17 protein-coding genes and 2 tRNA genes are annotated in these 24,881 nt (G+C 67.3%); 4 read left to right on the forward strand and 15 right to left on the reverse strand.

Features of this window, described 5'->3' with window-relative positions; genetic code table 11:
• Positions 1–34 precede the first annotated feature (34 nt).
• From ACYVBS_RS12830 to ACYVBS_RS12845, 4 genes are read left to right on the forward strand one after another with little or no spacing between them, the layout of a single operon-like run.
• Positions 35–1,600 carry a transglutaminase-like domain-containing protein gene (locus ACYVBS_RS12830; RefSeq protein ID WP_460824084.1) on the forward strand — a complete coding sequence of 522 codons (1,566 nt, stop codon included), beginning with the start codon at positions 35–37 and terminating at the stop codon, positions 1,598–1,600.
• A complete protein-coding gene (locus ACYVBS_RS12835; RefSeq protein WP_460824085.1) occupies positions 1,597–4,614 on the forward strand; it encodes a TonB-dependent receptor in 3,018 nt (1,005 codons plus the stop codon). Before ACYVBS_RS12830 ends, ACYVBS_RS12835 begins: the two co-directional genes overlap by 4 nt.
• A 55-nt stretch (positions 4,615–4,669) precedes the next feature.
• Positions 4,670–5,941: a diaminopimelate decarboxylase gene (lysA, locus tag ACYVBS_RS12840; RefSeq protein WP_460824086.1), complete on the forward strand. Its 1,272-nt coding sequence runs from the start codon at positions 4,670–4,672 to the stop codon at positions 5,939–5,941.
• On the forward strand, positions 5,938–7,173 hold the full coding sequence (locus ACYVBS_RS12845) for a dipeptidase (protein ID WP_460824087.1): 1,236 nt from the start codon (positions 5,938–5,940) through the stop codon (positions 7,171–7,173). The genes lysA and ACYVBS_RS12845 overlap by 4 nt, the downstream gene beginning before the upstream one ends.
• Before the next feature lie 20 nt (positions 7,174–7,193).
• Here the strand turns inward: ACYVBS_RS12845 and ACYVBS_RS12850 are convergent, their stop codons facing one another.
• The 15 genes from ACYVBS_RS12850 to rnd form a co-directional block, all read right to left on the reverse strand.
• Positions 7,194–8,081, reverse strand: a complete 888-nt coding sequence (locus ACYVBS_RS12850) for a DMT family transporter (protein WP_460824197.1) — start codon at positions 8,079–8,081, stop codon at positions 7,194–7,196.
• Positions 8,082–8,101: 20 nt separating this feature from the next.
• Entirely contained in the window at positions 8,102–9,139 is a 1,038-nt protein-coding gene (murB, locus tag ACYVBS_RS12855) for a UDP-N-acetylmuramate dehydrogenase (RefSeq protein WP_460824088.1), read from the reverse strand.
• Between the two features lie 9 nt (positions 9,140–9,148).
• A complete protein-coding gene (locus tag ACYVBS_RS12860) occupies positions 9,149–10,207 on the reverse strand; it encodes a quinone-dependent dihydroorotate dehydrogenase (RefSeq protein WP_460824089.1) in 1,059 nt (352 codons plus the stop codon).
• 3 nt (positions 10,208–10,210) lie between these two features.
• On the reverse strand, positions 10,211–11,743 hold the full coding sequence (gene amaB / locus ACYVBS_RS12865) for an L-piperidine-6-carboxylate dehydrogenase (protein WP_460824090.1): 1,533 nt from the start codon (positions 11,741–11,743) through the stop codon (positions 10,211–10,213).
• 50 nt (positions 11,744–11,793) lie between these two features.
• Positions 11,794–11,870: transfer RNA gene (locus tag ACYVBS_RS12870), tRNA-Arg, on the reverse strand.
• A 102-nt stretch (positions 11,871–11,972) separates the two neighbouring features.
• Positions 11,973–12,704 carry an N-acetylmuramoyl-L-alanine amidase gene (locus ACYVBS_RS12875; protein ID WP_460824198.1) on the reverse strand — a complete coding sequence of 244 codons (732 nt, stop codon included), beginning with the start codon at positions 12,702–12,704 and terminating at the stop codon, positions 11,973–11,975.
• A gap of 142 nt (positions 12,705–12,846) precedes the next feature.
• Positions 12,847–14,472: a serine hydrolase domain-containing protein gene (locus ACYVBS_RS12880; RefSeq protein WP_460824091.1), complete on the reverse strand. Its 1,626-nt coding sequence runs from the start codon at positions 14,470–14,472 to the stop codon at positions 12,847–12,849.
• A gap of 113 nt (positions 14,473–14,585) precedes the next feature.
• Positions 14,586–17,474 (reverse strand): TonB-dependent receptor plug domain-containing protein, encoded by a 2,889-nt coding sequence (locus tag ACYVBS_RS12885; protein ID WP_460824092.1) that lies wholly within the window; start codon positions 17,472–17,474, stop codon positions 14,586–14,588.
• 539 nt (positions 17,475–18,013) lie between these two features.
• Positions 18,014–19,279 (reverse strand): dicarboxylate/amino acid:cation symporter, encoded by a 1,266-nt coding sequence (locus tag ACYVBS_RS12890; protein ID WP_460824094.1) that lies wholly within the window; start codon positions 19,277–19,279, stop codon positions 18,014–18,016.
• A 72-nt stretch (positions 19,280–19,351) separates the two neighbouring features.
• Entirely contained in the window at positions 19,352–20,131 is a 780-nt protein-coding gene (locus ACYVBS_RS12895; RefSeq protein ID WP_460824095.1) for a L,D-transpeptidase family protein, read from the reverse strand.
• 48 nt (positions 20,132–20,179) lie between these two features.
• Positions 20,180–21,028 (reverse strand): MurR/RpiR family transcriptional regulator, encoded by an 849-nt coding sequence (locus ACYVBS_RS12900; protein WP_460824199.1) that lies wholly within the window; start codon positions 21,026–21,028, stop codon positions 20,180–20,182.
• Positions 21,029–21,040: 12 nt separating this feature from the next.
• Positions 21,041–22,132 carry a dipeptide epimerase gene (locus tag ACYVBS_RS12905; RefSeq protein WP_460824096.1) on the reverse strand — a complete coding sequence of 364 codons (1,092 nt, stop codon included), beginning with the start codon at positions 22,130–22,132 and terminating at the stop codon, positions 21,041–21,043.
• A 97-nt stretch (positions 22,133–22,229) separates the two neighbouring features.
• Positions 22,230–23,387, reverse strand: a complete 1,158-nt coding sequence (locus ACYVBS_RS12910) for a DUF819 family protein (protein ID WP_460824097.1) — start codon at positions 23,385–23,387, stop codon at positions 22,230–22,232.
• 249 nt (positions 23,388–23,636) lie between these two features.
• Positions 23,637–23,712, reverse strand: a tRNA-Ala gene (locus ACYVBS_RS12915).
• 13 nt (positions 23,713–23,725) lie between these two features.
• Positions 23,726–24,850, reverse strand: coding sequence for a ribonuclease D (gene rnd / locus ACYVBS_RS12920; RefSeq protein ID WP_460824200.1), 1,125 nt, complete (start codon positions 24,848–24,850; stop codon positions 23,726–23,728).
• Between the last annotated feature and the right edge of the window lie 31 nt (positions 24,851–24,881).

Raw genomic sequence — 24,881 nt, forward strand, 5'->3', positions numbered from 1 at the left:
GTGTCGGGTGGGGGGAGTCAATTCCACTAATGTCATGAACGGTTCGCGCCGCGCACGTCCGCTTCCGTGGGCGTTGCTGGGCGTGTGTCTGTTCGCGACTGCGGGCGAGGGGCGCCACGATGGGCGAGACGCGCGCGCCGATGCTGCGCCGACGGTCGCCGAAGGCGCCGATACCAGCGACAGCCCGGGCGTGCGCGCGGTGATCGAGCGCATTGACCGCGGGGACTTCGCCGGGGCCCGTGCCTTGATCGATGCGACTGTCGACCGGGCCTCCCCCGCGGATGCGCGGGTGCTGGCATTCCAGCGCGAGCGCATGCGGCGCATCGAACTGGACTTCGACCAGGACGCCACGCAAGTGCGCGACCGCGTGCGCAGCCGGATTCCTGACCTGCGCGACGAGGAGTTCTCGCGCTGGGATGCGCAAGGCCTGTTTGAGCGCATGGACATCGACGGCAAGCGGCGCTATTTCAATCGCGCCGCCTCGAACCTGTTCCGATTGAGCGCCGAGGCGCGTGCCCGCCGCGCCGAGCAGACGCCGTTCCTGGAGAGTCCGTTCGCAACCACGCACCAGCACCACGGGGACGTGGTCGCGGCCACCCGGCAGGGGCTGGCGCACGACGTCCTGCCCAAGCGCTGGAAGATCACGCAGTCGCTGACCGTGAATGCGAATGCGAATGCGGTGCCGGAGGGCGAAGTGGTCCGCGCCTGGATTCCGTTCCCGCGGGAGATTCCCGGGCAGCAGGATGGCATCCGCCTGCTTTCCAGTGCGCCGGCGACACACCGCATCGCGTCGGCCGAGACGCTGCAACGCACGGTGTACCTGGAGCAGCCTGCGGTACAGGGGCAACCCACGCGGTTTTCGGTGAGCTATGAAGTCACGATCCGTGCCCGCCGTTTCGACGTCGACCCGGCGAAGGTCGTCGCCGCACCGGCGCGCCCGGAACTGCTCCCGTTCCTGGCCGAGCGCGCGCCGCATGTGGTGTTTACCGACGAGCTGAAGGCTTTCTCACGTGCCGTGGTGGGCAGCGAGACCGACCCGTGGGCCATCACGCGCAAACTGTACGAGGCGGTGGATCGCATTCCGTGGGCCGGCGCGCGTGAGTATTCGACGATCTCCAACATCAGTGAGTACGCGTTCCGCGCCGGCCACGCCGACTGCGGACAACAGACGCTGCTGTTGATCACCCTGTTGCGTCTCAATGGCATCCCGGCCCGCTGGCAGTCGGGGATGATGTTTGGCGAAGAGGGCGGGGGTCGCGGTCGCGGCTACTGGAACCTCCACGACTGGGGCCAGGTGTACATCGCACCGTACGGGTGGGTCCCGTTCGACGTCACGTTCGGCCGCCTGGACGATCCCGATCCGGCGATCGCTGGCTTCTACCTGGGTGGCATCGACGGGTACCGGGTCACCTTCAACGACGATTACGGGCGCGCGCTCGTGCCGTCCAAGCAGCATTTCCGTTCCGAGACCGTCGACCTGCAACGCGGCGAAGCCGAATGGCGCGGCGGCAACCTCTATTTCGATCAGTGGGACTACGACTTCGTCGTGGAGCCCATTCCATTCAGTGCAGCAAAAACCCAGTCTGGAGAGAGTCCATGAGTACGTCACGCCGGTTGCGAAAATCCGTCCTCAGCATGGCCATGGGGCTGTGCATCGCGTCGATCGCGGCCCCTTCCGCGTTCGCGCAGGCCGCGACGGGCGCGGTGGCCGGCCGTGCGGATGCGGGTACCCAGGTCGTCGTGACCAACACGGCGACCGGCCTGGTCCGTTCGGTCACCGTGGGCCGAGACGGGGGCTACCGACTGACCCAGTTGCCGGTGGGCGCATACCGCCTGCAGGTGCAGCGCGACGGCCAACCGTTGGGCCAGCCAGTGGCGGTGAATGTCGCGCTGGGCGGCACCACCACGGTGAACCTGGGGGATGAGGGCAACCTGACCAACCTCGACGCGGTGCGCGTGACCGGCGCCGCCGTGGTGAACCGGGTGGACGTGTACTCCACCGAGACCGCCACCAACATCACCCGCGAAGAGATCGCGCGCGTTCCGCTCGACCAGACCATTGGCTCGGTGGCACTACTGGCGCCGGGCGTGGTCGCGGGCAATTCGTCGTTCGGTGGCATGTCCTTTGGCGGTTCGTCGGTCGCGGAAAACTCCGTGTTCGTCAACGGCCTGAACGTTACCGACTTCTACCGACGGCAGAGTTTCTCCGCCGCGCCGTTCGCGTTTTTCCAGGAGTTCCAGGTCAAGACGGGTGGCTATTCGGTCGAGTTCGGTCGTAGCACGGGCGGCGTGATCAACGCCGTGAGCCGTTCGGGCAGCAATGAAATGGAAGGTGGGTTCGAGATGACTTTCGAGCCCAGCCAGATGCGTTCCTCGGCGGAGGACCATTACTACGACGACGGCACCATCAACGTGCTGTCCAGTCATGACCGCCAGTCCCTCATGAAGGGCAACGTCTGGGCCTCGGGGCCGCTGGTGAAGGACAAGCTGTTCCTGTTCGCGATGTACGAACAGCGTGATTTCGAATCCGGCTACACCAACCCCGTCGGCAGCACCTGGAGCGAGAGCGAGTCCAACAATGGCTTCTGGGGCGCCAAGATGGACTGGAACATCACCGATGACCATTCGCTGGCCCTGATGGCGTTCTCGGACGAGGGTGACAGCGACCTCACCGTTTACAAGTACGATTTCCCCACGTCCACCGAAGGCGCGCGCAACAGCCGCAGCAATACGACCACCGGTGGCCAGAGCGGTTCGCTGACCTACACGGGGCGGTTCGGTGAGGCCTTCACGGTCAAGGCGATGATCGGCGAGAACAACAGCAGCGGCATCACGCGCTCGCCCGCCGATGCCTCCTGCAACTGGGTCACGATCAACACCGCCAGCTATGGCGCCCAGTACACGGCCATGGGGCGTCCTGCGGTGAGCTGCCACCCCGGCAGTTCGATCGTCGACCACGAGGACCAGCGTCAGGTCGGCCGACTCGATTTTGAATGGGCGCTGGGCGACCACTTCGTCCGTTTCGGCCTGGACCGGGAGGTCATGACCACCGACCGCACGTCGTTTTATCCCGGTGATGGCATCCAGTACACGGTGTACGGGGTCACCACGCCCGGCATGGTGCTATCCAATGGCGCCACCATCCCGCTGGGCACGACGGCCTACCTGATGGGACGTCGCCGCATCGACGGTGGCGAGTTCGAGACGGTGGCCAACGCGTGGTACGTGGAGGACAACTGGAATGTCACCCCGTCGCTGCTGCTCAACCTCGGCGTGCGCGTGGACAGCTTCACCAACAAGACCGCCACCGGCAGCAGCTTCATCGACATGGACAACCTGGTCTCGCCGCGACTGGGCTTCTCCTGGGACATGAAGGGCGACGGTTCGACCAAGCTCTTCGGCAACCTGGGCCGTTACTACCTGCCGGTCACCAACAACATCAACTACACCTTTGCCGGCGGCCTGACCGACGAGCGTACCTACTACGTGCTCAACGGCTGGCAGGCTACGCAGAACCCGATCGAGGGCGGCACCTACATGGCGCCCGTCATCGGCCCGCAGATCGGTGGGATCGACGACCAGTACAACGTGTCGGTCGGCGACCTGCGCCAGAGCGTGGATCGCGACCTGGACGCGGTGTACCAGGACGAAGCCATCCTTGGCTTCCAGAGCATGATCAGCCCGGCGTGGTCGTGGGGCATCAACGCCACCTACCGGCGCATGCACGGCGCGCTGGATGACATCCGCATCAACGCACTGTGCGGCGCGCGCCACGGTACCTTGTGGCCTATCGCCAACCCTGGCGACAAGTTGACGCTGTGGGGCACCCAGGCCATGGGCTGTGCCCAGGACGGCTGGGTGACGATCGACACCTCCAAGGAGGGATACATCACCGTCGGCAGCAATCGGGTGATCGGCTACTCCGAACCCAAGCGCACCTACAAGTCGGTGGAGTTCCAGATCGATCGCGCGTGGGATGACCACTGGTCGTTCAATGCGTCCTACCTCTGGTCGAAGTCCGACGGCAACCACGAAGGTCCGGTCAACTCCGACACCAACTATGGCGACACCGGCATGGTCCAGCATTGGGACCATCCGGCCAACAACCAGCGCTACGGCGTGCTGTTCAATGACCACCGCCACCAGATCAAGCTGCGCGGCAATTACAAGCTCAACGAGATGTGGTCGTTCGGCTCGACCCTGACCGCGTTGTCCGGCGGTCCGATCACCGCATTCGGCGTGACCTGGCCGGACGAGAACTTCGCCGTCGCCAGCTACACCAGCGAGGGCAGCGGCGGCGGTACCGGCTGGCTGTGCGTGCAGAACTGCGCGGGCCCGTGGCAGCAGCGCGTGTACGAATACAGCCCGCGCGGCGCGTTCGGCCGGATGCCTTGGACCTACAACCTGGGCGCGAATGTCACGTGGGCGCTGCCGGTGCCGGACATGGACCTGAAGGTGCGCCTGTCGGTGTTCAACGTGCTGAACGAGCAGGAGACGGTCAACGTGCGCGGCCGCTACGAGGCGAATCCGGGCGTCCGCAGGCCGTATTTCGGCACCGGCACGCGCTGGCAGTCGCCGCGGTACGCGCAGCTGGTGGTCACCTACAACTTCTGAGGAGCCGGCGCGTGGTGGCCCCGGAGTCGGGCCGCCACGCGCCAAGCAACGCATGGTGGATCTGGAAGGAATTGCGAACGACGGGGTGTTCGGCGGTGTCGACCTCGCAGCCCTGGCCGAACGCGAGGGGACGCCGTTGTACGTCTACTCGCCTGAGGCCATCCGCGGCAGGTTTCAGGCGCTGCAGCGCGCATTGGCCGGCCTTGACGCAGACATCTGCTATGCGGTGAAGGCGAACGGCAACCGCGCCGTACTGGAATTGCTTGCCGCTGAAGGTTCGGGAGCCGACATCGTGTCGGGCGGGGAGCTGCGGCGCGCCTTGCAGGCCGGAATCCCGGCCGACAGGATCGTGTTTTCGGGCGTGGGCAAGTCCGTCGCGGAGATGCACGCCGCGCTGGAGGCCGGCGTGGCACGCTTCAACGTGGAGTCGTTGGCGGAGCTGGAAACCTTGCAGGCCGTTGCGCGCGAGCACGGCACGGTGGCACGCGCATCGGTCCGGATCAATCCGGATGTAGACGCATTGACCCACGCCAAGATCTCCACGGGTCGTGCCGAGAATAAGTTTGGCGTGTCCATCGCCGAGGCGCGGGGTTGGTTCCAGTCGGCGGAACGCTGGCCCAACATCCGGCTCGATGGCCTGCACATGCACATCGGGTCGCAGTTGCTGTCGCTTGAACCGTTGCGCGAGGCCATTGCACGCATGGCGGACTTCGCGCGGGAGCGTCTTGCCGCAGGCAGCAATATCGCCTGCATAGACGTGGGGGGCGGTTTGGGCGTGCGCTATCGCGAGGGCGAGTGCGCCCCCAGCGCCGACGAGTACGCCGCGATCATCCCGCACGGCCTGGGCTGGTTCAATGGGCGGATCCTGGTGGAGCCGGGTCGATGGCTGGTGGCGGAAGCCGGATTGCTGCTGTCGCGGGTAATGCTGGAAAAGCAGGGCGACACGCGACGGTTCCTCGTGCTGGACGCTGCCATGAACGACCTGCTGCGTCCCAGCCTGTACGAGGCGTGGCACGACGTGGTGCCTTTGCCTCACGGCAGCCCGGGTGATGAAGCGCGAGTCGCCTACGACGTGGTCGGCCCGGTCTGCGAAACGGGCGACACCTTCGCCACCGCCCGGCTGCTGCCTCGTTGCCACGCCGGCCAACTGGTGGCCATCCTGGCCTCGGGGGCCTACGGCGCATCGATGGCCTCGAACTACAACTCCCGTCCGCTGCCTGCGGAAGTCTTCGTGGAAGGCGGGCGCTATGCCGTCGTGCGACGACGACAGACCTTTGACGAGATGGTGGCGGCCGAACGTCCCGCGACCGACTGGACATCACCATGACGCTTTCCCGTTCCGTGCTGCCTCCCGTGCTGACGCTTGCGCTGGCGGCTTGCGCCAGCCACGCGCCGCGTTCCGCGCCGGGGTTCCTGACGGTCGACAGCCATGTCGACATCCCCACCAATTTCATGCGCGAGGCCCGCTTCGATGCGGGTGGCGACAGCGTCCTGCAGGTGGACCTGCGGAAGATGCGTCAGGGTGGGCTGGATTCGGCCTTCTTCATCGTTTACGTGGGGCAGGGGGCACTGACTCCTGAGGGGTATGCCGACGCCGTCGAAAAGGCGGAGCGGAAGTACTCGGCCATCGCCATGATGCTGGAGCGCAATCCGGGCCTCATTCGTGCCGCGCATTCGCCCGAAGCGCTGCGGAAGAACCAGAACGAGGGCCTGTTGTCGGCCGTGATCGGCATCGAGAACGGCTATTCACTGGGCCACGATCTCGCCAACCTTGATCGCGCGCATGCGCGGGGCGCGAGATACCTGGGGTTGGTGCACGTGGGCAACAACGACCTGTGTTCCAGTTCAATGCCCAATGTCCAAACCGGTGAGCCGGCACACAACAGCCCGGATGACGCGGGTATGACGGCGTTCGGCCGCACCGCGGTGGCCCGCGCCAATGCACTGGGCATGCTGGTCGACGTGTCCCACGGTTCGGACAAGTGCGTGCGCGATGCACTGGCGATTTCAAAGGCCCCGGTCATCGCGTCCCACTCGTCGGCGCGTGCGCTAGTTGATCATCCGCGCAATCTGCCGGATGAACTGCTCCGCGCCATCGCCGCCCAGGGGGGCGTGATACAGGCGGTGGCGTACAAGGAATTCCTGAAGGCGGACCCTGCCCGCAAGGCGGCCGAAGTGGCGCTGCAGAAGCACGTGGCAGGCCTGGCCGGCGATGCCGAATACGACAGCGACAAGCATGACCAGCACCCCGCGATGGTGGCCGGCCTGGCCGCCATCGAACAGGAGCACCCACTCGCCTCCTTGGACGATTACGTGGCCCACATCCGGCACATGGTGGCGGTGGCGGGGATCGACCACGTGGGCATTGCGTCCGACTTCGATGGTGGTGGAGGCATCACCGGCTGGATGCACGCGGCCGAGACGGCCAACGTCACCGCTGCGCTGCGGCACGCCGGGTTCCGCGATGATGAGGTCGCCAAGCTGTGGGGCGGCAACCTGCTGCGCGTGTGGCAGGCAGCGATGGATGTGGCGGACCCCAAGGTGGCGGGAGCGCCCTGAGCCGGGCCTCCGGCGGTGCGTCACTCGCCGGGCTTTGCGGCCTGCACGGGAGCGTTGGAGGCTGATCGCCGCGCCAGTTGTGCCTCACGGTGGGCGATGTACGCGTTGGCCGCGAAGATGACGGCCGCGCCGATGGCCGTCCAGCGGTCCACCTGTTCGTCAAACAGCAGGTAGCCCAGCCCGGCCACGAGCGGCAGCTGCATGAAGCTGATCGGCGTGAGTGCCGAAACGTCGCCCAGCTTGAGTGCGCGCGTCCACAGCATGTGTCCGGTGGTGCCCAGAACGCCCGCTGCCGCCACCCACAGCCACGTGATCCCTCGCGGCCACTCCCAGACAAACAGCGCCGGCCCCAGGGACATGGGCACCCACAGCAGGGTGGTCCACAACACGATGCGGTCGGCCGGCTCGGTGCGCGAGAGCTGCTTGATCTGGATCGAAACCAGGCCGCTGAGCACGGCCGCGCTCAGGGCGATCAACGTGCCCGCGGTGAAGCCCGCGCTACCCGGACGCACGATGACCAGCACGCCAATGAAACCCAGCACCACGGCGGCCCACCGACGCGCGCGCACCTGCTCGCCCAACAGCAGCACGGCGGCGATGGTGACGAACAGCGGCGTGGAGTACGACAGTGACACGGCCTGCGCCAGCGGCAGGTGCCCAATGGACCAGAAGCCGCAGAACATCGACAGCACGCCGATCGCGCAGCGCACCAGGTAACGCCGCAGTTGCGTCGTGTGCAGCAGGTCCGGGCCGTGGCGCCATAGCAGCGGCAACGCGGCAATCACGCCGAAGAAATTGCGGAAGAAGGCGATTTCGAACGTGTGCAGCGTCTGCGAGGCCAGCTTGATCGCCACCGCCATCAACCCGAAGAACACCGTGCTGCCCAGCATCAGCAGCGCGGCGCGCAGGTGCGGGTTGGCGGGCCCGTTCACCACGTCGCGCCGATCACCCGTGGCTCTGGTTCGATGGCGACGCCAAACCGTTCATGCACGGACGCGGCGATGCGACGCGCCAGGCCCAGCAACTGCGCGCCGGTCGCCCGGCCATGGTTCACCAGGACCAGCGCATGGGTGGGGGCCACGCCGGCATCGCCGTCGCGGTATCCCTTCCAGCCGCACTGGTCGATCAGCCACGCCGCCGACAGCTTGCGCGTGTCCTCGCTGCTGCCCCGGAATACGGGCAGGCTGTCATGCACGGCCTTCAGCGCATCGGCCTGCGCAGCCGGCACGATGGGGTTCTTGAAGAAACTGCCGGCGTTGCCGAGCACGGCCGGATCCGGCAGTTTGCGTCGGCGGATCGCGATCACCGCATCCGCCACGGTCGCCGGCGTCGGGTGGGTGACGCCCATGGCCGCCAACTCCTCGGCAATCCCCGCATACTCCAGCCGCAACGCGGGCTGGCGGGGCAGGGCAAACTCCACCGCCGTGACCAGGTAGCGGTCCGGGGCGTGCTTGAACAGGCTGTCGCGGTACGCGAAACGGCACTCGGCCGCGTCGAAGGGATGCACCGTGCCCGTGGCCGGCTCGAAGGCTTCCACCGCGTGCACGAACTCCCGAACCTCCACGCCGTAGGCGCCGATGTTCTGGATCGGTGCGGCGCCAACGGTGCCAGGGATTAGCGCGAGGTTTTCCAGGCCGCACAACCCCATCGACAGGGTCTGCATGACGAAGTCATGCCAAGGCACGCCCGCATCGGCGCGGACGATGGCGGTGTCGCCGTCGCGCAACATCGTCACGCGCTGGCCGGTGAGGGCCAGCACCGCGCCGGCGGGGTTTCCGGCAAACAACAGGTTGCTGCCGCCACCCAGCACCAGCGCCAGGCCGTCGGCCAGCTCGGGCCGCCGCAGCACCTCGGGCAGGAGGGTGGCGTCGGCCACTTCCACCAGCCACGGGGCCACGGCCTCCACGCCGAAGGTGTTGCGCTCGCGCAGCGAGGCATCGCGGGCGATGCGGAAGGCGTCAGTCATGCGCGGACGTTACGCGCTCGCATTGGCAATGCCGGTGGCCGGCGCGTGCTTGCGGCGACGAATCGCCTCGACGCACTCGCCCACCAGTGCCGGGCCGCGATACACCAGGCCGGAATAGCACTGCACCAACGTCGCGCCGGCCGCCATCTTGGTCACCGCGTCGGCACCGGACAGGATGCCACCCACGCCCACCAGCGGGATCGACTCCGGCAGGCGCGTGCGCAGCTTGCGCAGCACCGCGGTCGATGGCCCCAGCAGCGGCTCACCCGACAGGCCACCCTGTTCCGCGGCCAGCGGTGAATCCTCCACGCCCATTCGTGAGACGGTGGTGTTGGTGGCGATTACGCCGTCCACTTCCAAGTCGGCCAATACCCGCGCCACCGCGTCGATGTCGCTGTCGCTGAGGTCCGGCGCCACCTTGACCAGCATCGGCACGCGCTTGCCGTGCTTGCCGGCCAGCCGCTCCTGCTCTTCACGCAGGATGCTCACCAGCTCGCGCAGCGCCTGCTCTTCCTGCAACTCGCGCAGGCCGGCGGTGTTGGGCGAGGAGATGTTGACCGTCACGTAGTCCGCCAGCGGGTACACCCGCGACAAGCAATACATGTAATCGCCCGCGGCCGCCTCGTTGGGCGTGTCCTTGTTCTTGCCGATGTTGATGCCCAGCAGCCCATGGCGCCGCTGGGCCTTCTCGACGTTGCGCACCAGCGCATCCACGCCGCCATTGTTGAAGCCCAGGCGGTTGATCACCGCGCGATGCTCCGGGATGCGGAACATGCGCGGCTTGGGATTGCCCGGCTGCGCCCGCGGCGTGACCGTGCCGATCTCGATGAAGCCAAAGCCCAACGCCAGCAACGCGTCGATGTGCTCGCCGTTCTTGTCCAACCCGGCGGCCAGGCCGACCGGGTTGGGGAACGTCAGGCCAAACGCCTTGGTCGGCAGCGGCTCGGGCCTGCGCGCCACCAGCGGGTTGAGCCCGGTGCGGTAGGCGAAGTCCAGCGCCTTGAGGCCGAGCCCATGCGCGGTCTCGGCGTCTTGGCGGAACAGGAAGGGGCGCGCGAATCCGTACATCGGTTACAGATCGAACTTGATGCCCTGGGCCAGCGGCAGCGCGTCGGAGTAGTTGATGGTGTTGGTCTGGCGGCGCATGTAAGCCTTCCACGCATCCGAGCCCGACTCGCGGCCACCGCCGGTTTCCTTCTCACCACCGAACGCACCACCGATCTCCGCACCGCTGGTGCCGATGTTGACGTTGGCGATGCCGCAGTCGCTGCCCGAGGCCGCCAGGAACGCTTCGGCCGCCTTCAGGTTGGTGGTGAAGATCGACGACGACAGGCCCTGCGGCACGGCGTTCTGCAGTTCGATCGCCTCGTCCAGCGTGCTGTACTTCATCACGTACAGGATCGGCGCGAAGGTCTCGTGCTGCACGATCTCCGCATCGTTGGTCAGACCCGTGACAATCGTCGGCAGCACGAAGTTGCCCTTGCCCTCGATCGCCGCGCCGCCGGTCTCAACCTTGCCGCCGGCGGCCTTCGCCTTCTCGACCGCGTCGAGGTAGGCGTTCACGCCGTCACGGCTGTTGAGCGGACCCATCAGGGTTTCGGGGTTGGTCGGGTCGCCGATCTTCTTCTCGACCTGCTTGTAGGCGGTGACCAGCTTGCCCAGCACCTCGTCGTAGATCGACTCGTGCACGAACAGGCGGCGGGTGGTGGTGCAGCGCTGGCCGGCGGTGCCGACTGCGCCGAACACGATGGCCGGGATCGCCAGCTTCAGGTCGGCCGTCGGATCGACGATGATCGCGTTGTTGCCGCCCAGCTCCAGCAGCGAACGGCCCATGCGGCGCGCCACGCGCTCGCCGACCATGCGGCCGACCTTGGTGCTGCCGGTGAAGCTGACCAGCGCCACGCGCTTGTCGTCCACGAACTGCTGCGCCAGGTCGCTGCCCGCGTCGTTGAACAGGAAGAAGATGTCCGGGAAGCCGCCGGCCTTCAGCGCGTCGTTGCAGATCTTCATCGAGGCGATCGCCGACAGCGGGGTCTTGGGCGAGGGCTTCCACACGGTGATGTCACCGCAGATCGCGGCAACGAACGAGTTCCACGCCCACACGGCCACCGGGAAGTTGAACGCCGAGATCACGCCGACGATGCCGATCGGGTGCCACTGCTCGTACATGCGGTGGCCCGGACGCTCGGAGTGCATGGTCAGGCCGTACAGCTGGCGCGACAGACCGACGGCGAACTCGCCGATGTCGATCATCTCCTGCACTTCGCCGTCGCCTTCCGGCTTGGACTTGCCCATTTCCAGCGCGACCAGCGAGCCCAGCGCGTCCTTGTGCTTGCGCAGCGCGTCGGCGCACAGGCGGATGGCTTCGCCGCGGCGCGGGGCCGGGGTGGTGCGCCACACCTTGAAGGCGGCCTGGGCGCGCTCCATGAGCACGTCGTAGTCGGCCTGCGAGGAGGCCATCACCTTGCCCAGCACCTCGCCGGTGGTCGGGTTGATCGGCTCGAGGACGCCGGCGTCGCTCGTCTTCGACCATTCGCCATTGCCGAGGAAGGTGCCGGATTCGCTGGCGCCGAGGCCGAGGGCGGTGAGGACGGGATGGGTCATTGCAGGCTCCGTGCGTCATTGCGCCGGCCGGAAGGCTGGCGCTGGGATGATGGCGGCCCCGACACGATTCGAACGTGCGACCTGTCCCTTAGGAGGGGACCGCTCTATCCAGCTGAGCTACGGGGCCAAACCGCAATTTTCGCACGAACCGGCGGCAAGCCGGAAATGTCCGTCGGGGTATCCAGCGGCCGGGGCCCCAAGGGCCGGCGCCTCCCGCCTTCCGCCTCGGTCAGGGGGCGTCTTCCAGCGATCCGGGCTTGGCGGCCACCGAGGACGGTCGCGTCAACGCATACAGGATGCGCAGGTCCTCCGCGTCCAGTTCCGTGCCTTCACTGGCCCGAAAGCGGTGGCGGAACGCGCGCGCGGTCGCGGCACGGTCGTCGATTGAATACCCGATCGCCTGCAGCGCCAGCCACGGGTCAAAGCCCGGCGGCGCAGGGGGTGTGTCCTCCCCGGGCCAGAGGCCGAACCCCGCGTCGGCCAGTCGCTTCCAGGGAAACAGCGGGCCGGGATCGACCTTGCGCACCGGGGCCACGTCGGAGTGGCCCACCACCTGCGATCGTGGAATGCGCAGCCGCGTGCTCAGGTCTTCCAGGAGGACGAGCAGGCTATCGATCTGCGCGTCGGGGAAGGGGCTGTGGCCATCGTTGTCTAGCTCGATGCCGATTGAGGCGGAGTTGATGTCGGTGATCGTGCCCCAGCGGCCCGCGCCGCCGTGCCAGGCGCGCCGCGCGTCGCTGACCAGTTGGAAGCGTTCGCCGTCGCGACCGATGAGGTAGTGGGCGCTGACCGGGCCGCCACGGTTGCGGGAGCGCAGCGTATCCAGGCTTTGCCCCACCGAGTCCTGGTCGGTGAAGTGGATGACCACCAGTACAGGTCGGCGTTCGTCCTGGTTGGCCGAGGGCACCCATTCGGCCAGCGGATTACGCGGCGGAACGTGGGTGCAGGCCGCCAGCAGCATCAACGGCAGCAGTGCGGTCCAGGGCCTGGCCACGCGCAGCGGCAGGAAATGCTTCGGTCGAAAGGGCATGGGGGCTCCTTGGGATGGCGTGTCGGTGGCGCTTGGCGGCACGGCCAGCTCCGGCTCAGGGAGGGGCAGACGGTCACCGGGCAGTGCGCGGGCCACAATCGCCCACGCGGATGAAGTCCAGGTCCGCGTAGTCATAACTGAAGTCCGCGGACGGATCGACGTGCGACAAGCGCATGTGCGGCGGGCCGGATCCCGCGTCCTCGAATGCCAGCCACGGTTCTGCGTCCACGCTGGGGTCATCCCAATCCACGAGCCAGCGTGGCCCAACCTGCATGACCCGGCCGTCAAGGCGCGGCGATTTGCGGGCGCGGAACCGCACCTCTTCCTCGTCCGCGCACAGTTCGACCTCGCCGAACCAGGGGTCGCGCCAGAGGCCAAGATGGCCGGTCAGCGCATTGGTGGAAGCGGGAACACGCGCGCTGGTATCCGCAGCCCGTGCGGCGGAGGCGGGCTTTGATGCGCGCTCCTTTTCCAGCAGATCGGCGTAATGGGCCGCCTCCGGCGCCGCCCCCTGCGGCCGGATGAGGCGCTTGAGCAGCGTCTGTTCCAGCACCGTGCGTGCCGCATCCGCCTCCCCGTTCATCAGGATGACGAAGCCCACGTCCTGATCGGGCAGCAGCACCAGCGAGGCATACATGCCCATCAGCGTGCCCGTGTGCGCCACTTTCCAGTGGCCCTCCACGTCCGACACGCGCCATCCGTAGCCATAGCCATGCATGCGGGTCCCGTCCCAGTCGCGCATGCGCTGGGAAATCGGCATCGGGGTGTGCAACATCCACAGCGCGCGGCGTTGTGCCGGGGACAGCCATGGCCGCGCGGGGTCCGGCTCCTGGAGCCAGGCGCGGACCCACTTCAGCATGTCCTCCAGGCTGCAACGCACCCCTCCCGCGGCCATCGACGGCGAATCCGGCACCTGCGCGCCGTCCGCACGCACCACTACGTTGGTCCCAGACTGCCGCATGTGCGGCTGCGCGACATTGCCCACCGCGTCGCGGGACCAGCTGCCGACCTGGCAACGATCCATGTCCAGCGGTTGGAAAATGTGTTCACGCACGAGTTCCGCATACGGTTTGCCACCTGCCGCCGCCGCGACTTCGCCGGCCACCACGTACAGCAGGTTGTCGTACGCGTAGCGCTCGCGGAATCCGTGCACCGGCTTGAGGTGCGCCAGTCCGCCGATGATGTCTTCGCGGGTGAACGCGTTGGGCTCCGGCCACAGCATCAGGTCGCCCGCGCCGGCCCCCAGCCCGCTGTTGTGGATCAGCAGGTCGCGCACCTGGATGTGCTGCGTCACCCACGGGTCGTGCATGCGGAAGTTCGGCAGGTGCCGGATGACGGGGTCGTGCCAATCCAGCTTGCCGGCATCCACCAATCGCGCGAGCACAGCGGTGGTCATCGCCTTGGTCAGCGAGGCAATCTTGAACACCGTGTTCGGGTCGACGGACTGGCCCGTGCCTGCGGCCAATTCGCCGCGCGTGGCCCGATATGCCACGTCGCCTCCCGCAACCACGCCCACCGCGATGCCGGGCAGTTGGTAGCGACGAACCACGTCATCCACCGCGCGGTCGATGGATTGGGGTTCGATCTGCACGCTAGGGGGGAGGGCACCGCCCGGGACATCGCCCGCAAAGCCCGTGCCCACCGGTAGCGCCATCGCCACGCAGGCGAGTACAACCCGCGCCACCCTCATCCGCGGCATCGCGGTTCGCCTGTCATCTCGTCGTGCAACATCCACCTTCTCCCGTAGCACCCCCACGTGCGGACCGTCCAAGGAGAAAAGACGGTCCGACGCGAGGGTGCCTTCCCCATGGGTCAGAGGAACTTGTACTCCAGCATCAGCGTGTATGCGCGCCCGCGCGGGTCGGCAATACGCGGCTCCCATGCCGCGCCGGCGGCATAGTCGTTCTGGTGGGCGGTGAACGGCGGGTCTTGATCCAGCAAGTTCTTCACGCCAAACGTGACCGCCATGTTCTCGATGCCGCTCCAGCTGACGCTGTAGTTGTACGTGGTGTAGCTGTCCACTTCCGGGTCCCACGCCGGGGGCGTGTAGGTGCCGTTGCGCACGCTGACCGGCAACTCGTCCATGTACCCGTCGCGGTAGATTTGGGTCAGGTTGTGCGACCAGTCGCCGCGCTGCCAGGCAAACGACAGCGTGTGCTTCCACCGGATGGGCAGGTTGTAATAGCGCACGTAATCGCCGACCAGGTTGTCGGTGTACGGCAGCGTCTCAAGGCCCTTGGTCTTGAACGCATCGATGTAGCTGCCATTGAGGTTGATGCGCCAATTGCCACCGGCCAACTCGCCCATCAGGTTGGCGTCCAGCTCGATGCCGCGCATCAGGCTGCCGCCGGAGTTGATGTAGCGGCGGTCGATCGCCACCACCTGCCCGCTTGCATCGCGGATCCAGTTGGCCGCGAACACGTCGTAGTACTGAATCAGGATATCGCGCGGTGCCGAGCGGATGGTGTTCTCGCGCTCGATCTCCCACCAGTCCAGGCTGGCATTGAACCAGTCGGTGGGTGCGAGCACCACGCCGAAGCTCTTCTGCGTGGACTCTTCCGGCTCCAGGTCGGCCTTGCCGCCAAACCACTCGTCCGGGCGGATCGAGGCGCAGCCGGGGATGGCGGGATTGGCCACGCCGCCGGGGCAGGTGGCGGGGTCCGCCAGGTCCAGGCCGGTGTACTGGGACTCGGTCACGCCGTTGAACAACTGGTTGAACGACGGCACCTTGAAGCCGGTGCTGTACGCGCCGCGGAACGCCAATGCGTCGATCGGCTGGTACTTGAACGACACCTTGGGATTGGTCGTGCTGCCAAAGCCGTCGTAGCGGTCATAGCGACCGGCAAGGGTGACGTCCAGGCTGTCGAACACCGGAAGGTGCGCTTCCACGAACGCGGCCTTCACGTCACGGCTGACGTCGTCGAGGATGTTGGACTCGTCGAACGGCGCGTTGAAGATCAGCCGCTTGGTTGCCCGCGAGTCGCCGTCGAACTTGAACTCCTCGCGGCGCAGGTCCACGCCCGCCGCCGCCAGCACCTCACCGCCGGGCAGGGAGAAGCCCAGGCTGCCCGACAGGGTCGCGTCGATCTGGGTCATGATCGACTCGCCGCCATACAGCATCACGCCGGTGGCAGAAGCCGCCTGCAATGCGGCCATCGCCTCCGGGGTCTGGCTCTGGCCCGGCATCAGAAACGGGTTCAGCAAGCCACTGCCCAACACCTGCCGCAGGGCATCGGTGTAGTGGTAACCGCCGCCAAGCACCGACTCGGACTTGCTGGAGGCGCGCGATGCACCCACGTTGTAGTCCCACTTGCCCACCGTGCCTTCGAACGATGCCAGCAGGCGGTAGGAGCGCGTGTTGGTTTCGATCTGGCGGGGCCCGCAGGCAATGCAGCGCCAGCGGTAGGCGATGGGCGCGCCATAGTTGAGGTTGGCCGTGCCAAAGTACGCCGCCAGCGCGTTGTAGATCGTGTCGTACGCGGCACCGGTGCTGGGGTACCAGGTGGCCGGGCCCAACGACGTAGCCGCCGTAGACGTGCTGGACGAAATCTGGTTGGGCTCGAAGGTCTTCTTGACGTCCACCTCCGACCCCATGAACTCGACATAGGCCTGGTGGTTGTCGCTGAGCTTGAACGTCGCGCGGCCGACGAAGTCGATGCTCTCCTGCGGCTGCTGGATGATCGCCGCCGCGGGGTAGTCCCACGCGCACGCATAGCGCGAAGCCGGCGAGCTCCACATCCGGTACGCATACGGCCCCATCATGTCGCCGCCGTTCTCGCAGCCAGCCCCGCCGGGCAGGTTGAGGATGTTGATCGCCGTCTGGCGGGAGCCGTCCAACGGATCGATCTGGCCACCGCGGATGAGGGTGTTGACCCCCGTGCCGCTCGTGCCGAGGCTGAACACCGTCGCGAACGGCGTTCCGCGGGTGTCGGGCGACAGGCCGCGGTCGGCCTGGAAGCTGTTGGAGAAGTCGCGGTCGGTGCCGCGCAACACCTCGTTCTTCTTGAAGCTGACCGTGCCGAATACGTTCCAGCGGTCCGTGTCGATGTCACCCCAGCCGGCGAGCAGGTTGCCGCGGTAGATGTTGCCGCCGCCGGCCTCGGTGACGTCGGCGAAGACCGACGCTTCGACGCCGGTGTAGTCGCTGCGGGTGATGAAGTTGATCACGCCACCGATGGCGTCGGTGCCGTACACCGCGGATGCACCGTCACGCAGCACTTCCACGCGCGCGAGGGCGGCGAAGGGGATCGAATTGAGATCCACCGCGCGGCCCTTGAGGCCGTGGGTGGCCACGCGGCGACCGTTGAGCAGCACCAGCGTGGCGTCGGCGCCCTGGCCGCGCAGGTTGGCGCCGGAGACGCCGTTGTTGCCGCGCTGCTCCTCGCTGACGATGCCGCCGTTGCTGGCCAGGTTGTCGGACGAATTGCCGGCGATGTTGAGGTGCATCAGCAACTGCTCAGCCGACGTGATGCCGAGCGCGTCGATCTGCTCCTTCTGGATGGTGGTGATCGGCAGCTGGGCCTCCGCCTCCGTGCGCTTGATGCGCGAGCCGGTCACCGTGACCTTGTCCAGCTCCTTCGCAGGCCCCGCCACGGGTGCATCCGATTGTGCCTGGGCCAGGGCGGCGGCGGGCATGCACAACGAGGCCAGCAACGCCACGGCGAGGCGGTGGCGCGTTGGAAGCGGGGCGTGGATCGACATGCGACTCTCTCCTGGATCAAGGATTGGACACGCGGATGCCGCGTGGGCTGCCGCATCCTTGCGGTCGTTCGCTACCCGGCGGGCCAGGAATGGCCATGCGTATTCGCGTGAGCGGCGGGGCAGGGGATGGCCTTGGACAGGCGGCGCGTCCGAGTGGGACGCCACCGGCATCAATGCCCATCCAGAAAACCTGTACGGCGCCGACGATCGGGTGCGCGGTAGTCAACAGGAAGCCGCGGCCCCTACGGGCGCCGCTACCGTCTTCCTGCTCGACGAATTCCCCACACGAACCAGTCCCAGCACACGAAAGGGTTCCCCGCACGCAACCACTCCCCGATTGCGTGTCACACCACCGTCATGCGTATGTGCTCGATTTAGCACACGCCCCATGACCGGTCAAATTTTTATTCCGTCGACTGGGGTGCGTTGGAATCGGATATTCGGATGCGCCCGGCGAGGACAGTCGATGGCCTTGCCGGCATCGAGCAGTGGGGCGCTCCTGCAACTGCGGCGTTGGGCTGGTTGCGGCGCGCGGGGCGTCATTCCTCGGAGACGCTGGCGGCGCCATCCGGCATCGTTCGCGGCAGCGGTCGGGCGACCACGCTGGTGGCGGTCAGGTCCGCGGTGACGTTGCCCACCGTGGCAAACACATCCGGGATGGTGTCCAGCGCCAGCAGCAGGCCCAACGGTTCGACCGGCAAGCCCATCGCCTGGGTGACCGGCATGTTGGTCGCCATGAAGCTGACCTGGCCAGGCAAACCCACCGACCCCATGCTGATGACCACTGCCAGGGCGGCACCCGCCGCCAGTTGGGCAACGCTCAGGTCCACGCCGTAGGCCCAGGCAATGAAGGCCGCCACGCCCACGTATTGGATCGGGCTGGTGATGCGGAACAGCGACACCGCCATCGGCAATACCATCGAGACCACGCCCAGCGGGTGCCCCAACCGGGTACGCGCACTTTCGATCATTGCCGGCAACGAGGCCAGCGACGATTGGGTGCTGGCGGCAATGGTCTGCGCCGGCAGGATGGCGACCGCGAAGCGCCGCGCCTGCTCACCGCCAAAGACAACGGCAACCGGATAGAGCATCAGGGTTGCGACGATGTACAGTGCGCACTGCAACAGGATGTAGTAGCCGAAGGCGCCGAGCATGCCACTGCCCACGCGCGCGCACACCGCGAGTACGAGCGCGAACACGCCCAGCGGCGCCGCCCACAGCACCCAGCGCACGATGACGATCATCACGTCGGACACCGCATGTACCAAGTCCAGCAGTCTTTCTCGGCGGCCGCTTTCGATCCGGGTCAGGGCAAAGCCGAAGAACAGCGAGAACACCACGAGCGGCAGCATGGCGCTCTGTGCTGCAGCGGCCAGCGCGTTGCTCGGAATGACTGCCGCAAACCATTCGCCCAGCGACGACGGCACGCTCAGTTGCGCGGTGGTGTCGGTCGCCGCACGCAGCGACTCCGCCAGCCCGGGGCGGCGCGGAAGCAGGGACAGGATCAGCGGCGCGGCGACCGCGGCAAAAGCGGCGGCCGCGGCCAGCAGTAGCACGAACGTCGCCATGGCGCGCCGGGCGGTACGGCCCGACGACGCGGCATCGCTCGCGGTGTTGACCCCCGCCACCACGAGGGCCGCGACCAGGGGCACCACCGTCATCTGCAGCGCATTGAGCCATAGCCGCCCGATGGGCTGCACCACGTCAGCGGCGCGCGCGGCGAAGGTGGGGTCCCACCACGCCATCAGCAGTCCGATCGCGGCGCCGAGGAAAAGTCCGAGTAGTACGCGGGCAGTGGTCGACACGAAAGCTCCTGCAGGGAGAAAGCGGGGTGGTGGTCCAGGCGCGGACGGGGAAGTGCGGTGTCTGGGTGCGACTCAGCGCGCGGCGTCGGGGCGGGGCAGGCCCCAGGGCTGCCACAGCCGCTCGTACTCTGCTCGAGGCAGCAGGACGAACACCGGTTTGGCCTGCGGCTGCAGCCACCCCAGCAATTGCTGCATGGCGGGTTCGGCCATGGCCGTGCAGCCCGCGGTGGTGACGCCCGGGGCCTGCCACAGGTGGGCGAAGATGCAGCTGCCCGCGCCCGAGCGGTTCCCGGCGTTGTGCTCGATCACGAAGCCCAGCCGGTAGCGCGCGTCGCCATTGGCGTGCACATCGCGCCGCATCGGTTCGGTGGACCCGGCCACGGCCGCGGCGCCCACGACGTTGGCATCGACGATGCGGTTGTAGAGCGGTGAGCCATTCACGTCGATGCAGTAGTCCGAGGCCTGCATGGCCTGGTACGGCCAGGCAGTGTCGGCGTGGCCGGCATACCCGAAGGCGGTGCCTATGCGAAACACGCCCGCGGGTGCGCGCCCGTCGCCTTCCTGCTTGCCGGGCGCACTGCCGGCATCGGCGGCCGGATGCAGGCCGATGCCCCACGCGCTGCCGGCACGCCCCACCGTAATTGGGTTGGCTGACCCCGCAGGTTGCCATGCGCCGTCCTGGGCAGCCCGTTCAAAGCGGCGCATCTGGCCTTGGGTCGCATCCCAGTCGGCGGTGGTGACCAGCACCAGTTGTCGCGCCTCGCTCCACGCGGTCGTCGGTGCGCGGGTGGTGCTCGCGCAGGCCGACAGCAGGGCGATGGCGAGCAGCAGCGCGGTGCGGGAAAACGTCATCTGGCGGGCTCCAGGTGCGGTGGCGGTCATATCGGAACGGGGCGCGGGTCAGTCTTCCAGCGCATGCATGTGCTCGGCGTTGCTGTCGAACCAGCGTTGTCGCTCCTCGCTGGCTTCGCAGACCATCAGGAAGATCAGGTCCAGCAGGTGCTGCAGCGCGGACTGGTAAAGCAGCGGTTCCACGTGGCGCGATTCGTCGTGCGCCGACACCAGCAGCGCGATGTCGGCCAGCGCACGCAACGGGTTGGGCGTGTGCCGGGTGACCGATACCACGCGCCCACCGTGCTCGCGGAAGCGGCGGCTGATCTGGCACAGCACCGGCTGCCGACCCCGCTCGGAGAACACCAGCAGCACGTCGCCGGGAGCCGCCGAGGCAATGCCGGCCTGCATGAGGATCGCGTCCACGTAATGCACGGTGAGCACGCCCAGCATCGACAGCCGCGTGGCGAACGCGCGCGCCGGAATGCCGTCTTCGCCCAAACCAATGACAAACACCTTGCCGGCGCTTTGCACGGCGGCGGCCACTTCGTCGATCCGTTCCGCGGGGTTGATCAACCGCGTCTCGGCCTCGGCCTTGGCCTTGAGCTGCCACAACCGCCCGGCCAGCGCCGAGTGCGGGTCGGCGCCAAGGGGCGATGCGGAAGGCGGACTCGCGGGTTCCGCGTCGCCGCGCGCCAGTGCCTGCCCGATCGAGTACTTGAGGTCCGGATACCCCTTGAACCCCAGCTTCTGGCTGAACTTGACCACGCTGGACTGGCTGATGCCCAGCGCATTGGCCAAGTGCTGTGAGGAGTAGTCGCGCAGCAGGTGCGCATTGTCGAGGATGAAGTCGGCAATGCGCCGTTCGATCGCCGACATCTGGTCGCGTTCCGCGCGGATCTTCAGCAATGGGGCCAGGGGCTGGTTCATTCAGAGAGGCTCAAGGCCGCGGATCTCGCGGATGCCGAGCCCGGGGGCATCGGTCACCGAGATCTCCGATTCGTTGAAGATCACGCCACCATCGACGGGGTTGAACGCGCACAGCGAAGGACCGTCCAGATCCACCTTGGTGATCGCGTCGGCCTTGGCCACCGCCAGGTGCACCGCCGCCGCCACGCTGATGCTGGACTCCAGCATGCAGCCGATCATGCACTCCACACCATGCAACGCCGCGATATCCGCAATGCGGATGGCATTGGACAGGCCGCCGGTCTTCATAAGCTTGATGTTGATGATGTCGGCGGCCCGCATCCGGATCAGATCGATCACCTCGGCGGGGCCAAACACGCTCTCGTCGGCCATGATCGGCGTGTGCACCCGTTCGGTGACGTACTTCATGCCGTCCAAGTCCCGCGCCTTGACCGGCTGTTCCACCAGTTCCAACCGCACCCCGGCATCCTCCAGCAGGCCGATGGCATGCACGGCCTGCTTGGCGGTCCAACCCTGGTTGGCATCCAGGCGCAGCAGCGCGCGTCCTTCGACGGCGGCATGGATCGCCTTGACCCGCTCGATGTCCACGCCGATGTCCTTGCCCACCTTGATCTTCAACGATTCGAAGCCGCGGTCCACCGCGCTGATCGAATCGGCCACCATCTTGTCGATGTAGTCCACGCTGATGGTGATGTCGGTGGTGATCACCGGGTCGCCGCCGCCGAGGATCTTGTACAGCGGCACCCCGTACAGTTGACCGAACAGGTCGTACACCGCGATTTCCACCGCGGCCTTGGCGCTGGTGTTGCGCTCCAGTGCGCCCTGGATCAGTCCCGTGATGCGGTTGAGGTTGGCTATCTCCTGGCCGATCACCCGCGGCGCGATGAACTTGTCGATCGCGTCGATGATGGAGCCATGGGTGTCGCCGGTGATCACGGCCGTGGCCGGTGCTTCGCCATAACCCACGTGGCCGGTGTCGGTATGCACGCACACCACGATGTCCTCCACCGCCGAGACCGTGCGCAGCGCGGTCTTGAAGGGCGTCTTCAACGGGACACGCAGCATGCCGAAGCGGATCTCGGTGATCTTCATTGGGCGTCGGCCGGATGGAGTGGAGGGTGGTCTGGGGCGCTGGCGGTCGAGGTGACGTTGGCCATCAGCGTGGAACGGGTGGAGCGTGGAGCATGCATCAACTCGTGGCCGGCGACAGCCCGGACAGCAGGCCGGCCATGCTCAGGCCCACGGCCGTGCCAAGCACCAGCCCCAGCGTCGCGAGCAACACTGCGGCCGGCACGAGGGCGCGCGAATAGGTCGCCGCCAGTACTGGCGCCGTCGCGACTCCGCCGATCTGGGCCAGCGAGGCGATGCCGCACAGGTGCAGGTCGAAGCGGAACACCCGCGCCGCCAACACCAGCAGCGCCACGTGGAGGAGCAGCACGCAGAACCCCACGGCCACGAACAGCGGCGCGGTCGCCAGGCCTTCGAAGTTGCTCTGCGACGCCAGTACGGCGACCAGGCAGGCCAACAGGGCCTGGGCCAGTGGCGCGGGCACGGGCGAACGGGCGAGTGGCGTGTGAGCCAGCAGCAGGCCGGCGGCGGTGGCGATCAGTACGGTCCAGGCCGTGACGGTGAGCAGGCCATTCGTCGGTAGCATCGCTGCGATGCCTGCGGCCGCATTTCCGACGGCCAGCGCCGCGCCCAGCCACAGCAGCACGCTGCCGGGGCCCGCATCGCCTTCGACACGAGGCGCCAACTCCGGCAGAGGAGGGCGCTCGCTCGCGTGCGTCCAGCGATTGAACGCCGGCGCCAGTCTCCCCGCCGAGAACAACGCCACCACCCATACCGAGTAGCACAACGCATCGGCCAGCAGCACCGACGGCAACAGGTTGTCCGGAAGCCCGACCGATTGCTTGACCGCGACCAGGTTGGCCGAGCCCCCGGTCCAGGTCGCGCTCAGGGCCGCCAGCATCTTCCACCCGTCACCGGGCAGTACGTGCCGGAATGCCAGGTACACCAGCACGATCGCCAGCAGGATGCTGCCCATGGCACAGGCGAACACGGCCAGCATGCGAGGGCCGAGTGCGAGGATGGCGCGCAGGTCGCAGCCCGTCATCAGCAGGAACAGCAGCGCTGGCAGCAATTGCGCGGTCAACGTGCGTTGCGCGGTCGTGATCGCGGGTGTCGCCTGCCACACCCCAGCGACCGCCAGTGCGGTCACGAACAGGTAGGTGAGGACAATCGGCGGCAGGGTGGAGAACAGTCGCCACCCGTAACGTCGTTCCAGGGTCGGGAAGAGTCCGGCCGACAGCAGCAGGATCGCCAGGTAAGGCCACACCGTTTCGATCATTCAAGTCCCCTGACCCATCGGCACCGAGGCAGGCCATGGCGGCCCGACGGCTCGGGTGGAATCGTTACGGAATAGGAGCTTCTATCGACTATTAAGTCAAGAATAAATTATTGGCAGGAGCAGCCCTGCGTCGCAGGCGATCAACGCGCGAGCGAACCGCCATCCGTGCCGCCATGCACGTGGCGGGGCGGGGTGTCGTGGCGGCAGCAAAAAAAATGGCCAAGCATAAGCCTGACCATTTGGAATAAGTGGTGGAGCCAGGGAGGATCGAACTCCCGACCTCGTCATTGCGAACGACGCGCTCTCCCAGCTGAGCTATGGCCCCACGGCAGGCGGCATTATACGGATGTCGATGGGTTGTCGCTAGTCGCCAGCAGCGGGGCCAGCGTGGGCTCCAGCGCGGCGCGGCGCCAGCCGGCAAGTGCCTCGGGCCATTCGCCCGTGTCCATCAGTGCTTCCAGCCACCGCCGCGACGCGAGCACGCCATCGGGCAGTTCCATCGCCTGGCTGCGGGCGGCCACCGCGTCCTGCAGGCGGCGCAACCGCGCCTTGTCGCGGGTTTCGGCCTGTCGCGCATCCGGGGCGTAGGCCTCGTCGGTCAGCGGGGTTTGCAGCGCCTGCCAGATCGCGTCGGCCAGTTTGCGCGGGGCCTTGGGGTGGCCGTCGAAGACGCGCAGCAGGCCGGCGACGTCGATGGGCGGGGTGCGGGCCAGGCTCACCGCCAGTTCGTTGTCCAGGATCCAGTTGCGCGGGCGGTCGTTGGTGCGCGCGTACTGGTCGCGCCAACGCAGCAGGCGCAGCAGGCGGCGCTGGGCTTCGGGCTCCAGGAACCCTGCCGAACGCAGCGACAGGTGCGGCCAGCGCTCCGGTCCTTCGTTCAGGGCATTGGCCACCGTGCGCGCGGCATCTTCGGCGAGCCATGCGCTGCGTCCGCTGCGCTCCAGCTGGTCGGCGAGGATGTCGTGCATCTCGAACAGATGGCGAACATCGTCCGCCGCGTATTCCAGTTGCGACGGCGAGAGGGGACGCCGCAGCCAGTCCGAGCGCGTCTCGCCCTTGGCCAGCGCGGTGCCGGTTAGCTGTTCCACCAGCTTCTGGTAGCCCAGGCCGGTGCCGACCCCCGCCATCGCTGCCGCGGCCTGCGTATCAAAGAGTGGGGTGGGCACCACGCCGCAAGTGTGGCGGAACGCCACCAGGTCCTCGCTGGGGCTGTGCATCACCTTGAGGATGGCGGTATCGGCAAGGATCGTGGCCAGCGCCTCCGGCATGCCCGGCACCAGTGGGTCGACCAGCACGATGTCGTCCGGCGCCAGTTCGCCGCCCCTGTCCAGCGCGATCTGGACCAGCGCCAATTGCGGCCAGAAGGTGCGTTCGCGGATGAACTCGGTATCCAGCCCGATGCGGGCGGGACGTTGGGCGAAGCGCGCCTGCAGCGCGGCGGGGTCTTTGATCCAGATGGGCACGGGACGGTTGTTCACGCGTTTGGGTTGCCGG

This window comes from Lysobacter olei, assembly GCF_054777355.1.

Coding starts and splice junctions, on each gene's coding strand:
- ACYVBS_RS12830 (WP_460824084.1), top strand. CDS start 35: ATGAACGGTTCGCGCCGCGCACGTCCGCTTCCGTGGGCGTTGCTGGGC.
- ACYVBS_RS12835 (WP_460824085.1), top strand. CDS start 1,597: ATGAGTACGTCACGCCGGTTGCGAAAATCCGTCCTCAGCATGGCCATG.
- ACYVBS_RS12845 (WP_460824087.1), top strand. CDS start 5,938: ATGACGCTTTCCCGTTCCGTGCTGCCTCCCGTGCTGACGCTTGCGCTG.
- murB (WP_460824088.1), bottom strand. CDS start 9,139: ATGACTGACGCCTTCCGCATCGCCCGCGATGCCTCGCTGCGCGAGCGC.
- ACYVBS_RS12860 (WP_460824089.1), bottom strand. CDS start 10,207: ATGTACGGATTCGCGCGCCCCTTCCTGTTCCGCCAAGACGCCGAGACC.
- amaB (WP_460824090.1), bottom strand. CDS start 11,743: ATGACCCATCCCGTCCTCACCGCCCTCGGCCTCGGCGCCAGCGAATCC.
- ACYVBS_RS12875 (WP_460824198.1), bottom strand. CDS start 12,704: ATGCTGCTGGCGGCCTGCACCCACGTTCCGCCGCGTAATCCGCTGGCC.
- ACYVBS_RS12880 (WP_460824091.1), bottom strand. CDS start 14,472: ATGCCGCGGATGAGGGTGGCGCGGGTTGTACTCGCCTGCGTGGCGATG.
- ACYVBS_RS12885 (WP_460824092.1), bottom strand. CDS start 17,474: ATGTCGATCCACGCCCCGCTTCCAACGCGCCACCGCCTCGCCGTGGCG.
- ACYVBS_RS12895 (WP_460824095.1), bottom strand. CDS start 20,131: ATGACGTTTTCCCGCACCGCGCTGCTGCTCGCCATCGCCCTGCTGTCG.
- ACYVBS_RS12905 (WP_460824096.1), bottom strand. CDS start 22,132: ATGAAGATCACCGAGATCCGCTTCGGCATGCTGCGTGTCCCGTTGAAG.
- ACYVBS_RS12910 (WP_460824097.1), bottom strand. CDS start 23,387: ATGATCGAAACGGTGTGGCCTTACCTGGCGATCCTGCTGCTGTCGGCC.